This is a genomic window from Escherichia sp. E4742 (genome assembly GCF_005843885.1).
Taxonomy (GTDB): domain Bacteria; phylum Pseudomonadota; class Gammaproteobacteria; order Enterobacterales; family Enterobacteriaceae; genus Escherichia.
On record NZ_CP040443.1, the window covers coordinates 4,840,959 to 4,854,223 of the forward strand.

Annotated in this window: 14 protein-coding genes; 6 read left to right on the top strand and 8 right to left on the bottom strand. The window is 48.7% G+C overall.

Going from position 1 to position 13,265, the window contains the following annotated elements; all coding sequences use genetic code 11:
* The first annotated feature begins 31 nt into the window (after positions 1–31).
* Positions 32–319, top strand: a complete 288-nt coding sequence (ghoS, locus tag FEM44_RS23555) for a type V toxin-antitoxin system endoribonuclease antitoxin GhoS (RefSeq protein ID WP_130218889.1) — start codon at positions 32–34, stop codon at positions 317–319.
* A gap of 105 nt (positions 320–424) precedes the next feature.
* Positions 425–1,285, top strand: a complete 861-nt coding sequence (locus tag FEM44_RS23560) for a fructosamine kinase family protein (RefSeq protein ID WP_130257723.1) — start codon at positions 425–427, stop codon at positions 1,283–1,285.
* Between the two features lie 40 nt (positions 1,286–1,325).
* On the opposite strand, the gene FEM44_RS23565 is transcribed toward FEM44_RS23560, so the two are convergent.
* Positions 1,326–1,862 (bottom strand): YniB family protein, encoded by a 537-nt coding sequence (locus FEM44_RS23565; RefSeq protein ID WP_135522329.1) that lies wholly within the window; start codon positions 1,860–1,862, stop codon positions 1,326–1,328.
* Positions 1,863–2,008: 146 nt separating this feature from the next.
* On the opposite strand from FEM44_RS23565, the gene hxpB reads away from it, so the two are divergent.
* The 3 genes from hxpB to tcyP all read left to right on the top strand — a co-directional run bounded on the left by hxpB (position 2,009) and on the right by tcyP (position 4,953).
* Positions 2,009–2,677 (top strand): hexitol phosphatase HxpB, encoded by a 669-nt coding sequence (gene hxpB / locus FEM44_RS23570; RefSeq protein WP_135522328.1) that lies wholly within the window; start codon positions 2,009–2,011, stop codon positions 2,675–2,677.
* A gap of 161 nt (positions 2,678–2,838) precedes the next feature.
* On the top strand, positions 2,839–3,429 hold the full coding sequence (locus FEM44_RS23575) for a metal-dependent hydrolase (RefSeq protein ID WP_064529159.1): 591 nt from the start codon (positions 2,839–2,841) through the stop codon (positions 3,427–3,429).
* A 132-nt stretch (positions 3,430–3,561) separates the two neighbouring features.
* Positions 3,562–4,953, top strand: a complete 1,392-nt coding sequence (gene tcyP, locus FEM44_RS23580) for a cystine/sulfocysteine:cation symporter (RefSeq protein WP_138159215.1) — start codon at positions 3,562–3,564, stop codon at positions 4,951–4,953.
* 47 nt (positions 4,954–5,000) lie between these two features.
* Here the strand turns inward: tcyP and cedA are convergent, their stop codons facing one another.
* Positions 5,001–5,264, bottom strand: a complete 264-nt coding sequence (gene cedA, locus FEM44_RS23585; RefSeq protein ID WP_130236587.1) for a cell division activator CedA — start codon at positions 5,262–5,264, stop codon at positions 5,001–5,003.
* A gap of 182 nt (positions 5,265–5,446) precedes the next feature.
* Between cedA and katE the strand changes: the two genes are divergently transcribed.
* Positions 5,447–7,708, top strand: a complete 2,262-nt coding sequence (katE, locus tag FEM44_RS23590) for a catalase HPII (RefSeq protein WP_135522327.1) — start codon at positions 5,447–5,449, stop codon at positions 7,706–7,708.
* A gap of 46 nt (positions 7,709–7,754) precedes the next feature.
* Here the strand turns inward: katE and chbG are convergent, their stop codons facing one another.
* The 6 genes from chbG to chbB form a co-directional block, all read right to left on the bottom strand.
* A complete protein-coding gene (gene chbG / locus FEM44_RS23595; RefSeq protein WP_135522326.1) occupies positions 7,755–8,513 on the bottom strand; it encodes a chitin disaccharide deacetylase in 759 nt (252 codons plus the stop codon).
* 12 nt (positions 8,514–8,525) lie between these two features.
* The gene (gene celF / locus FEM44_RS23600) at positions 8,526–9,878 is read right to left on the bottom strand and encodes a 6-phospho-beta-glucosidase (protein ID WP_135522325.1); all 1,353 of its coding nucleotides are present in this window, start codon (positions 9,876–9,878) and stop codon (positions 8,526–8,528) included.
* 119 nt (positions 9,879–9,997) lie between these two features.
* On the bottom strand, positions 9,998–10,840 hold the full coding sequence (gene chbR / locus FEM44_RS23605) for a transcriptional regulator ChbR (RefSeq protein ID WP_171022612.1): 843 nt from the start codon (positions 10,838–10,840) through the stop codon (positions 9,998–10,000).
* Positions 10,841–10,847: 7 nt separating this feature from the next.
* Positions 10,848–11,198: a PTS N,N'-diacetylchitobiose transporter subunit IIA gene (chbA, locus tag FEM44_RS23610; RefSeq protein WP_064529165.1), complete on the bottom strand. Its 351-nt coding sequence runs from the start codon at positions 11,196–11,198 to the stop codon at positions 10,848–10,850.
* Between the two features lie 53 nt (positions 11,199–11,251).
* Entirely contained in the window at positions 11,252–12,610 is a 1,359-nt protein-coding gene (gene chbC, locus FEM44_RS23615) for a PTS N,N'-diacetylchitobiose transporter subunit IIC (protein ID WP_138159217.1), read from the bottom strand.
* A gap of 81 nt (positions 12,611–12,691) precedes the next feature.
* Positions 12,692–13,012 carry a PTS N,N'-diacetylchitobiose transporter subunit IIB gene (chbB, locus tag FEM44_RS23620; RefSeq protein ID WP_000412160.1) on the bottom strand — a complete coding sequence of 107 codons (321 nt, stop codon included), beginning with the start codon at positions 13,010–13,012 and terminating at the stop codon, positions 12,692–12,694.
* Between the last annotated feature and the right edge of the window lie 253 nt (positions 13,013–13,265).

Here is a 13,265-nt window from a genome sequence, read left to right on the forward strand (position 1 = left end):
AAAAAATCACGTGATAACAAAGAGGTGAATTATGGCCGGTGGCGATCTTGTCCGTTATGTCATTACCGTCATGTTGCATGAAGATACATTAACTGAAATTAATGAGTTAAATAACTTTCTGACACGCGATGGCTTTTCACTGACCATGACTGACGATGATGGGAATATCCATGAACTAGGGACGAATACCTTTGGACTTATCAGTACGCAAAACGAAGATGAGATAAGAGAACTCGTTGCCGGGCTCGCCCAGAGCGCTACAGGCAAAGACCCCGAGATAAGGATCACCACCTGGGAGGAATGGAATAGCAACAAATAAAGATTTTTTGGGCAATAATCAGTCTGTGGTGTGCGTTAGCTCGTGTTTTTACACCTTATTCTTGCGCTAACCTTATGATCTGGCAGACAGCATGGGAGAGACATCATGTGGCAGGTAATCAGTCGTCTTTTGAGCGAGCAGTTAGGTGAAGGCGAAATCGAACTGCGTAATGAACTGCCTGGCGGGGAAGTCCATGCCGCATGGCATTTGCGCTATGCAGGACGCGACTTTTTCGTCAAATGTGATGAAAGAGAATTGCTTCCCGGTTTTACCGCCGAAGCCGACCAACTGGAGTTATTGTCTCGCAGTAAAACCGTCACCGTACCCCGGGTGTGGGCAGTTGGCGCTGACCGTGACTACAGTTTTCTGGTGATGGATTATCTCCCTCCTCGGCCGTTGGATGCACATAACGCCTTTATTTTAGGGCAGCAAATTGCGCATCTACATCAATGGAGCGACCAGCCACAATTTGGCCTCGATTTCGACAACGCCCTTTCTACTACCCCTCAACCCAATACCTGGCAACGCCGCTGGTCAACGTTTTTTGCTGAACAACGGATTGGCTGGCAACTGGAGCTGGCAGCAGAAAAAGGGATCGCCTTCGGCAATATCGACGCCATCGTCGAGCATATCCAGCAGCGCCTGGCCTCACATCAGCCGCAACCATCACTGTTACACGGCGATCTATGGTCAGGGAATTGTGCGCTAGGTCCGAATGGTCCGTATATTTTCGACCCTGCTTGTTACTGGGGCGACAGAGAGTGCGATCTGGCGATGTTGCCGCTACATACCGAACAGCCTCCGCAAATCTATGATGGTTATCAATCAGTTTCACCGCTACCGATCGATTTCCTCGAACGCCAACCGATTTACCAGCTTTACACTTTGCTAAACCGTGCAAGGTTGTTTGGTGGTCAACATCTGGTTATTGCCCAACAATCATTGGATAGATTGTTAGCCGCGTAACGGGAGTCGATGATAATGGCCGCACCGCGCGGCCTTTGTATTAAATGAAACCGAGCAGAGAAAAGAACACGTATCCCGCAGCAATACAAATGACCGGCAGGATATAGAGTGAAAAAAACTGCGTGAAGATAGTATGGCGTGGAACGACAATGCGCGACTCGATCTGTTCACGCGTTAACCCCTCTTCCCCTTTAGCCTTCTCCAGAATGAGTTGATCTTCAACGCCTTCGCGCAAGAAGCGCGCCTGACGACTCATGCGTGCTCCAGAGTCTTGCAACGCCAGCCCGATAAAAATCAGAATGAAAATCACCCAGAACATAACGTTTACACCACCATTAAAATTGGGCGTCGGTGAGTTATACCAGAACAGATTCAAAAAAGGCGTATTCGCCTGCATCATATCAATCATGACATGGGCAAAGTCGAGCATTACCGCATTAATGCCTTCCTGGGTTTCTTGCCGGGTATTCATAAACTTCAGCAAGGAAATCAACGTGGAAACAAGTGTTGGTATAAAAATCACCCAACCGAAAATCCTTTTCAAAATAGCAATGCGTCCAGCTTGTTGATACGTCATGAGTTCTCCTTGATTAAGACGCGTCGATTCACTTAGTTTACCTGTAGATATCTGTTTTCGCCCATTCTTTAAAGGCGATATGATAGGCGCTTAATCATAAGCACTGCTTAATACCTTACACATAATGCTCTAAAGGAGAGGTTGTAATGTCAACCCCACGACAGATTCTTGCTGCAATTTTTGATATGGATGGATTACTTATCGATTCCGAACCATTATGGGATCGGGCCGAACTGGATGTGATGGCAAGCCTGGGGGTGGACATCTCCCGTCGTAATGAGCTACCGGACACCTTAGGTTTACGCATCGATATGGTGGTTGATCTGTGGTATGCCCGGCAACCGTGGAATGGACCGAGTCGTCAGGAAGTTGTAGATCGGGTAATTGCCCGGGCCATTTCGCTGATTGAAGAGACGCGTCCATTACTGCCTGGCGTGCGTGAAGCCGTTGCTTTATGTAAAGAGCAGGGCTTATTGGTTGGCCTGGCTTCAGCGTCACCGCTGCATATGCTTGAAAAAGTGCTGGCCATGTTTGACCTACGTGACAGTTTCGATGCCCTCGCCTCCGCCGAAAAATTGCCTTATAGCAAGCCACATCCGCAGGTTTATCTCGACTGCGCAGCAAAACTGGGCGTTGACCCAATCGCCTGCGTGGCGCTGGAAGACTCTGTTAATGGCATGATCGCCTCGAAGGCAGCACGAATGCGCTCCATCGTCGTTCCAGCACCAGAAGCGCAAAATGATCCACGTTTTGTGTTGGCGAATGTAAAACTTTCATCCTTGACCGAACTCACCGCGAAAGACCTCCTCGGTTAATAAAAAGGGGCGTGGTGACACGGCCCCTGGTTGCTTATCTGAAATTACGTTCAACTGACGATTTTATCATCATATTATGATGAAGAGTTACACCGTCACCACTTCCGCGCACTGTATAAAAACCCTATACTGTACGTATCGACAGTTTAGTGAGTTTTATCATGACGGCGGAAGGTCACCTCCTCTTTTCTATTGCTTGTGCGGTGTTTGCTAAAAATGCCGAGCTTACACCCGTGCTGGCACAGGGTGACTGGTGGCATATTGTCCCTTCCGCAATATTAACTTGTCTTTTACCGGATATTGACCATCCAAAGTCGTTTCTTGGGCAGCGATTAAAGTGGATATCAAAACCCATTGCCCGCGCTTTTGGTCACCGTGGCTTTACCCACAGTCTGCTGGCGGTGTTTGCTCTACTGGCGACCTTTTATCTGAAAGTTCCGGAAAGCTGGTTTATTCCGGCTGATGCTCTGCAAGGTATGGTTCTCGGTTATTTGAGTCATATCCTTGCTGATATGCTGACCCCTGCTGGCGTTCCCCTACTCTGGCCATGCCGATGGCGTTTCCGTCTGCCAATTCTGGTTCCACAAAAAGGCAACCAGTTAGAACGTTTTCTCTGCATGGCGTTGTTTGTCTGGTCAGTGTGGATGCCCCATTCACTGCCCGAAAACAGTGCCGTGCGTTGGTCATCGCAAATGATTAATACCTTGCAGATCGAGTTTCATCGCCTTATTAAGCACCAGGTTGAATACTAAAAAGGCAAAAATCACCTTTCTGGAATAAGCAATTCCATTTGAATATAAGAGCCAGCTCACAGTTCTGTTAATCTTGCGCCAACACTATGACTGTTACACAGTGATAGAAATAATAAGATCAGGAGAACGGGGATGAACTTTCCATTAATTGCGAACATCGTGGTGTTCGTTGTTCTATTGTTTGTGCTGGCTCAGGCTCGCCACAAACAGTGGAGTCTGGCAAAAAAAGTGCTGGTAGGTCTGGTGATGGGCGTGGTGTTTGGCCTTGCTCTGCATACCATTTATGGTTCTGACAGCCAGGTACTTAAAGATTCTGTACAGTGGTTTAACATTGTCGGTAACGGCTATGTTCAGCTACTGCAAATGATCGTTATGCCGTTAGTATTCGCCTCAGTTCTGAGCGCGGTTGCCCGCCTGCATAACGCATCTCAGTTAGGCAAAATCAGTTTTCTGACCATCGGTACGCTGCTGTTTACCACGCTGATTGCGGCGCTGGTCGGTGTGCTGGTGACCAACCTGTTTGGTCTGACTGCTGAAGGTCTGGTTCAGGGGGGCGCAGAGACTGCTCGCCTGAACGCTATCGAAAGCAACTATGTCGGTAAAGTCTCTGACCTGAGCGTTCCGCAGCTTGTCTTGTCCTTTATCCCGAAAAACCCGTTTGCCGATCTGACCGGTGCCAATCCGACGTCAATTATCAGCGTGGTAATTTTTGCGGCTTTCCTGGGCGTTGCAGCGCTGAAACTGCTGAAAGATGATGCGCCGAAAGGTGAACGAGTCTTAACCGCTATCGACACACTGCAAAGCTGGGTGATGAAACTGGTTCGCCTGGTCATGCAACTGACCCCTTACGGCGTGCTTGCGCTGATGACCAAAGTCGTTGCTGGCTCCAACCTGCAAGACATCATTAAACTGGGTAGCTTCGTTGTCGCGTCCTACCTCGGTCTTATCATTATGTTTGCAGTGCATGGCATTCTGCTGGGTATTAATGGCGTAAGCCCGCTGAAATACTTCCGCAAAGTGTGGCCGGTGCTGACGTTTGCTTTCACCAGTCGCTCCAGTGCTGCGTCTATTCCGCTGAATGTAGAAGCACAAACGCGTCGTCTGGGTGTTCCTGAATCCATCGCCAGTTTCGCCGCCTCTTTCGGTGCGACCATTGGTCAGAACGGCTGTGCCGGGCTGTATCCGGCAATGCTGGCGGTGATGGTTGCGCCAACGGTGGGCATTAACCCGCTGGACCCAATGTGGATTGCGACACTCGTTGGTATCGTCACTGTGAGTTCAGCAGGTGTTGCAGGCGTTGGTGGCGGTGCAACATTCGCCGCACTGATTGTACTCCCTGCAATGGGCTTGCCGGTAACGCTGGTGGCATTGTTAATTTCCGTTGAACCACTTATCGATATGGGCCGTACGGCACTGAACGTCAGCGGTTCTATGACCGCAGGTACACTGACCAGCCAGTGGCTGAAGCAGACCGATAAATCCATTCTGGATAGCGAAGATGACGCCGAACTGGCTCACCGTTAACCCTGGCTTATAACGCAAAACGCCTGTCATCCCGACAGGCGTTTTTTTCACTCTTCGACCTCATTCTCTTGTCGAATCTGATTCGCCCAGCGCTGGGCCGCCTCCGGCACACTAAACGCCGGTGAGCGTAAGAATGATTCCCCCACCAGAACAAACGCCACATATTTGCTACGTAGTATCCAGACATCACGAAACGAATCCATTTTAATCGCATGCTCCGGCGGCGCAGGTTCCGTGCGCGGGACATAGCTAATAATCGGGCGGTTTTGCTGACGTAGCGGTTTCTTCATTACTGGCTTCACTAAACGCATATTAAAAATCAGAAAAATTGTAGTTTAGCTGATTTACCCCCCGTCCGTCCTGCTTTGCGTATATTCCCGAATACCTTCTCTGACACCGTTTCCAGAGTGAGATCCCCCTGATGGTCTATAGTTAGATGGTTTTTTGACCAAAACAGCGGCCCTTTTAGTAATAAATTAAGGAGACGAGTTCAATGTCGCAACATAACGAAAAGAACCCACATCAGCACCAGTCACCCCTGCACGATTCGAGCGAAGCGAAACCCGGAATGGACTCACTGGCACCTGAGGACGGTTCTCATCGTCCGGCGGCTGAACCGACACCGCCAGGCGCACAACCGACCGCACCAGGGAGCCTGAAAGCCCCTGATACACGTAACGAAAAACTCAATTCTCTGGAAGACGTACGCAAAGGTAGTGAAAATTATGCGCTGACCACCAATCAGGGCGTGCGCATCGCTGACGATCAAAACTCACTGCGTGCCGGTAGCCGTGGTCCAACGCTGCTGGAAGATTTTATTCTGCGCGAGAAAATCACCCACTTCGACCATGAACGTATCCCGGAACGTATCGTTCACGCGCGTGGCTCTGCCGCTCACGGTTATTTCCAGCCGTATAAAAACTTAAGCGATATTACCAAAGCCGACTTCCTGTCAGATCCGAACAAAATTACCCCGGTGTTCGTGCGTTTCTCTACCGTTCAGGGTGGCGCTGGTTCGGCAGATACTGTGCGTGATATCCGTGGTTTCGCCACCAAGTTCTATACCGAAGAAGGTATTTTTGATCTTGTGGGTAACAATACGCCTGTCTTCTTTATTCAGGATGCGCATAAATTCCCCGATTTTGTTCACGCGGTAAAACCAGAACCGCACTGGGCAATTCCGCAAGGGCAAAGCGCCCACGACACCTTCTGGGATTATGTTTCCCTGCAACCGGAAACGCTGCATAACGTGATATGGGCGATGTCAGATCGCGGGATCCCGCGCAGTTACCGTACGATGGAAGGTTTCGGCATTCACACTTTCCGCCTGATTAACGCCGAAGGGAAAGCGACGTTTGTGCGTTTCCACTGGAAACCACTGGCCGGTAAAGCCTCGCTGGTATGGGATGAAGCGCAGAAACTCACCGGACGTGACCCGGACTTCCACCGCCGCGAGCTGTGGGAAGCCATTGAAGCAGGCGATTTCCCGGAATACGAACTGGGCTTCCAGTTAATCCCGGAAGAAGACGAATTCAAGTTTGATTTCGACCTTCTCGATCCAACCAAACTTATTCCGGAAGAGCTGGTGCCAGTACAGCGCGTCGGCAAAATGGTGCTTAACCGCAACCCGGATAACTTCTTTGCCGAAAACGAACAGGTGGCTTTCCATCCAGGGCATATTGTCCCCGGTCTGGATTTCACTAACGACCCGCTATTGCAGGGGCGTTTGTTCTCTTATACCGATACACAAATCAGTCGTCTTGGTGGGCCGAATTTCCATGAAATTCCTATTAACCGCCCGACCTGCCCTTACCATAATTTCCAGCGTGACGGCATGCACCGCATGGGAATCGACACCAATCCGGCAAACTACGAACCAAACTCGATCAACGACAACTGGCCGCGCGAAACACCGCCGGGGCCGAAACGCGGCGGATTTGAATCATACCAGGAACGTGTAGAAGGCAACAAAGTCCGCGAGCGTAGCCCATCGTTTGGCGAATATTATTCCCATCCGCGCCTGTTCTGGCTAAGCCAGACGCCGTTTGAACAGCGCCACATTATCGACGCTTTCAGCTTTGAATTGAGCAAAGTTGCTCGTCCGTATATTCGTGAACGCGTCGTTGATCAGTTAGCGCATATCGATCTTAACCTGGCGCAGGCGGTAGCAAAAAATCTCGGTATCGAACTGATTGACGACCAGCTGAATATTACGCCGCCACCGGACGTAAACGGGCTGAAGAAAGATCCGGCGTTAAGCCTGTATGCCATTCCTGACGGTAATGTGAAAGGCCGTGTGGTAGCGATTTTGCTTAATGATGAAGTGAGATCGGCAGACCTGCTGGTCATTCTCAAGGCCCTGAAAGCCAAAGGCGTTCATGCCAAACTGCTTTATTCACGGATGGGCGAAGTGACCGCCGACGACGGCACGGTGTTGCCAATTGCTGCTACCTTTGCCGGAGCGCCTTCGCTGACGGTGGATGCGGTCATTGTCCCTTGCGGTAATATTGCGGATATCGCAGACAACGGCGATGCGAACTATTACCTGATGGAAGCCTACAAACACCTTAAACCGATTGCGCTGGCGGGAGACGCCCGCAAATTCAAAGCGACAATTAAGGTGGATGACAAAAGCGAAGAAGGAGTTGTGGAAGCCGACAGCGCCGACGGTAGTTTTATGGATGAACTGTTAACGCTAATGGCGGCGCATCGCGTGTGGTCACGTATGCCTAAGATTGACAAAATTCCGGCGTAAATATGAATAAAGTCACTCCCCCTGGGGAGTGACTTTACCAACTTCCTTACACATCCAGATAACTACCCAACCGATAACCACGCTCGGCAATGGCATACTTCAACGACGCCGACGTTAACACATCCAGTTCCGCTAACCGCGGGAAACAGTAAGCACTCTGGCGAATTGTATTATCGACAAACGCAGGATGGCACATCACTTCCAGCGAGCGTTCACCGCGATGACTGGAATCATCCAACACTTGCAGGAACAGTGATTCACTGATCCCTTCACCATAGAATGCACTACTGAAGCCCTGTGAACTGCGCAGATTTGCGGGTAAATCACCGTCGTTAAATACTGGCTGGCGATCAATACGCAACGCAATCCCCTCTTCAGCCGCAAACTTCGCCACAATCGGGAAAATCTGCGGGAACATATGCACATGATGATGACTATCAAGATGTGTTGGTTTGCGGCCAAACAATTCAATGAATCGCAGATACTGGCTGGCAAGTTCCCGGGAAATTTCTTCCAGTGGTAAGGCATCGTCTTCTGCCAGCTGCCAGATCCATTTACCCAGCACACCTTGCCGGGTCAGCCCAGGCATCTCAGTCAGCGGCTTACCCAGTGTCAGGACAAAGTGCATCCCAACAGCCAGACTCGGCTCATCACGACTTAACCGCACCGCATGGTCGATAGCTTCCCCATTCACCAGCGCCGTCGTTGAGGTGACAATACCATTACGACAGGCCTCGATAATGCCGTAGTTCTGGCCTTTACTTAAGCCAAAGTCATCGGCATTAACAATCAGTAAGCGTTCCATAATCAGCCTCAGTTAATGTGCTTTTTTGAGTTCTGCAATGCAGTCAGCAAAGTTTGGCAACCACTTCTCATGCGCCAGAATCATCTCTCTTGCCAGCAGTTCCGCGTCACGATCGGAATGCACCAGCGGGCTAAGGTTGAGCGCCAGTAACACATCATTAAATTCACCGCTAAGAGCTGCGTGGCTGGCGGCAATCTCAAAACCTTTGATGGTATGAATCAAGCCCATCACTTTGTCATCGAAGTGTGTAATACGTGAATGTGGCGTCGCGCCATCGCGCCCCAGTGTACAGGTCATTTCTACCGCCCAGTCTGCCGGAATATTATCAATATGCCCATGATGCGGGATATTAACGTAATGTTCTGCTTGCTTGTCGTTGTAGATAGCATTAATCACTTCACACGCTGCATCTGAGTAATATGCCCCGCCGCGCTGTTCCAGTTCTTTCGGCTTAACTTTCAGGTCTGGATTTTTATACAGGTCAAAGAGTTGTTTCTCGACTTTCTGTACCACCTGTGCACGTGCGCCGCCTTTATAATACTCACCCATTTCAATCGCCAGCATCTCTTTTTGCTTGAAGTAATAAAGCAGATACGAGCACGGCAACAGATTCAGTGAGCGAATTAAGCCTTCGCTAAACGGCAGATCGAAAATATTTTTTACGCCAGACGCTTTTAACTGCCCGGATGCCACACCATCAAGTAATTCGGCAAAGCGAGACTTGCCATTTACCAGCACATCTTTAATAAACACCATGTGGTTCAGCCCGAACAGATCGATAGATAAATCATCGTTCTCATTCAACGCTAAAACATCGCTGATAAACATCTTCATGCCAATCGGAATATTACACACGCCGATAAAGCGTTTAAATCCGGTATGACGATAAACGGCTTCGGTGACCATTCCCGCTGGGTTCGTAAAGTTAATCACCCAGGCATTGGGGCAGAGTTCTTCAACATCTTTGACTATGTCAAAAATCACCGGAATAGTACGCAGACCTTTAAACAGGCCACCTGCACCGTTGGTTTCCTGGCCGAGATAACCATGACTTAACGGAATACGTTCATCGAGTTCGCGTGCTGGTAATTGACCTACGCGCAACTGGGTGGTGACGAAATCGGCATCTTTCAATGCTTCGCGGCGATCGAGCGTTTTAAAAAGCTTCATTGGTACACCAGCGTTATCAATCATCCGCTGGCAGAGATCGAAAATAATATCCAGCTTCGCTTTACCCTCTTCGACGTCCACCAGCCATAATTCACTCACCGGCAATTCGTGATAACGTTTAATAAACCCTTCCAGTAATTCCGGGGTATAGCTGCTCCCGCCACCAATAGTGACGACTTTTAATTTCTGGCTCATAATTTCTCCCTTCATTAGGAAATACTGATATTCGTCGTGCCTGCCGCTAAGTCAGGAATAACCCGGAAACACCAGGTTATACAGAGCAAGCATGTAAATTTAGTGTTCTGATACAATGGCTACTGATTAAATTCAGTCAATTTTTTACGATAGCTATTGGGTGTAAACGAGGTCAGTTTCTTAAACGTTTTAATAAACAGACTGGGGCTACTATAACCAGCTTCAAATGCAATATCCGTTACCGAATAGTTGGTCATTTCCAGTTGTTTTTTGGCAAAATTAATACGAATTTCATTAATAATCTGCATTGGTGTTTTGCCATAATATCGCTGGGTCGCACGCGTCAAATATTCCTGCGATTTCGCCGACAGTATCACCATATTTTCCAGTGCATTTTCACTAAACTGCTCTTTATCATGCATCTTTTCAACCGTGCTTTTCAGCCACTGCGGCACATCATCAATTACCTGTTCTTCACGGTAATGACGTAAGCGGTTGATAACATAAAAAGTCACTGTCTCAACAAACTCTTCCAGCCCGGTTTCACGGAAATTCAGTGAAGAGATGACCGTTTCCACATAGGTGAGAAAAGCGTTATTGGTCCGGTATACCTGTGATGCGACGAAGCAATAAGGCAACAACGGCAGATAATGCTGCTCAAAAAAACGTTTGCTGATCCCAACATTTAATATACGCGTGGCGCCAAACTCATAAAAACTTTGATGGTGCGAGCCCAACGGAATAAAGACAAAATCGCCCCGCTCCAGCAACACGCGTTTACCGTTTATCTCCTGGTAATAACGACCTGTTAACACCAGAGTGAATTCATAATAGTCGTGTTGATGCAGCCCACTGATACTCTCAGTTTTGTTGTAGATAAACACATGGAAGTTTTTGCCATTAAACAGTTGTTGTTCACGGGCTGTGGCAATTTCCGGCGCATTAATCACTGGCTGCATCATCAACTCCTTATGCCTTCAATTTTTCATGAAGCTCAATTAATTCGCTAATTAGTTCACGTGCAAGCATTGAGGTCATTAAATGATCCTGGGCGTGGACCAGCACCAGACTCACTTTCATCTTACCTTCGCCCGCATCGCCTTCAATCAGTTTCGTCTGTACCAGATGCGCTTCATTCAACGCCATTCGAGACTGATCCATCATCGCTTTTGCTGCCGCAAAATCGCCCTGCTTTGCCTGTTTCAGCGCCGCATACGCCAGACTGCGCGCCTGCCCGGAATTGATGATAAGCCCCATCACCACTTCTTCCAGTTCTTCGGCTTCGGTTTGCGTATCCGGGATATTGTCGAGATCCATCATACTCAGTTCCTCACTTTCCTTACCCGGCACAGCGTTACCTGTGCCGATATCGATTAAAATTTCAGCGCGTTAGCAATATCTTCTTCACTCTCTTCTTTATCAATCACGTTTTGTGCTTTGTTAGCCACCACAACAAATGGCAGATAAATCAGCGTGGCGATACCGAGGTTGAAGAGTGCGACCAGTAAGGCGGCGACGCTACCGTTGGTGTTAAAGAAGGCTCCCAGACCGGTTGGCATGGTCCACGGCGCAATGTTGGTCACTGGTGGAATAATGCCCATGTAATATGCCGCCAGGGTGATTGCCGCCAGAATAGGTTGTACCAGCACAAACGGGATAAACATCACCGGGTTCATAATAATCGGCAGACCAAACAGAATCGGTTCGTTAATCTGGAAGATGCCGGACGGCAGCGCCAGTTTTGCCACTTGACGATAATCAGCACGGCGAGAAGCAATAAAGATAGCCAGAATCAGGCCCAGGGTCGCACCACTACCACCGAGGAAAATAAAGGAGTCCAGCATCGGCTTGGCCCAGATATGGAAGGTCTTACCGGCAGCTAATGCCGCTTCGACGGAACCATATTGCTGGTAGGTCGCGATGTTTTCCAACGCCCACGGCGTCATGATGCCGTTGTCCAGTGCAGTCAGCGCCAGCGCGCCGTGAATACCGAAGAACCAGAGCAGTGGAACAAAAATCACATACGCCCAGCCGACCACACTGCCCAACGATGCCAGCGGCGTCGAGATAGAATCCATAATGATCTGATGGAAGTTTGTGCCCCAGGTATTCAACGCCCAGGCAATAATCCCCATCACGGAAAGAATAATAAAGCCGGGAATTAATGCCGAGAAGGAACGCGATACCGACGCAGGTACGCTATCAGGCAGTCTAATTACCCAGTTGCGGCGGACAATAAAGGTAAACATTTCTGCCACCGCCAGGCCGATAATAATCCCGGAGATGATATTCGCGCCGCCTAACCAATTAGCGCCGACGGCATAGGCCTCGCCGACGCTATAAGGCGTGACGGTCATAAACGCCGCAACGGATAACAATCCCGCTGCCAGCGCATCGACTTTACGCTCTTCTGCCAGCGCCATGCCGATAAAGAACGGTGCCATTAAAGACATAATCCCCAATGTTCCGTTATAAACATTTCCGCCAATACCTTTCAGACCATTGAGTGTTTCAATGGTCGAGGCGTCGAGGCGAATACCTAAGGAATAAAAAAACGCCCCCTCCCCAAAGCTAAGGAAAACGTTATTAATTAATACAAACATAGCCCCTGCGAGGGTTAACGGCATTAAGCGAATAAAACCGTTTTTGATTGCATTAACGTGCGGTTGCTTTCCTATTTTAACAGCAAAAGGGAGGAGTACCTTTTCAAGCGATGCAATAACATTACTCATAGAAAAATACCCTTAAAAACCGCAATTCAAATATTGCGGTATAGATTTATGAAATAACTCTTTGACGGGAAAATTTAAAAATTAATTTGCTGCGGCTTTTTTAATTGCTGCAACTGCAGCCTTAAGCACGCCTAAACCATCGACTTTGCCATATAACAGCGAGTCAATTACTTCCACCGGTTTGTTGGGTAACAAACGCTGAATTTCGGGCAACATATAAGCAATCTGCGGCCCTAATAAAACGACATCGGCATTCAGCCCTTTTTCACCAGCCAGCGTTTCTGGAAATGCTTCAATAATGACCGGAACTTCATATTTTTCTGCCTGCGCGCGCATTTTTGATACCAATAAAGAGGTAGACATGCCCGCAGAACAAAACAGATAAATGTGTTTCTTCTCCATAAAACTGCCCTCATCAACGATTATCTGTCAGCCAGACACTCCGCAAGCCTTCACCTGCTTCCATGCTCTGGGTAACTTGCGAAACCAACATGACTTTTTTTGGTGGCTGAAAAGAGTATACGGTATTGACCTGAGCAATAGTATTTCTTTGACTATACAAATTGTCTCTCCTTGACCTACTGTTTTGACCACCTTCACATTTCGGTTAAATAATTCGCGTCAACAAATAAGCTTCCCCCATAAAAAAACCGGC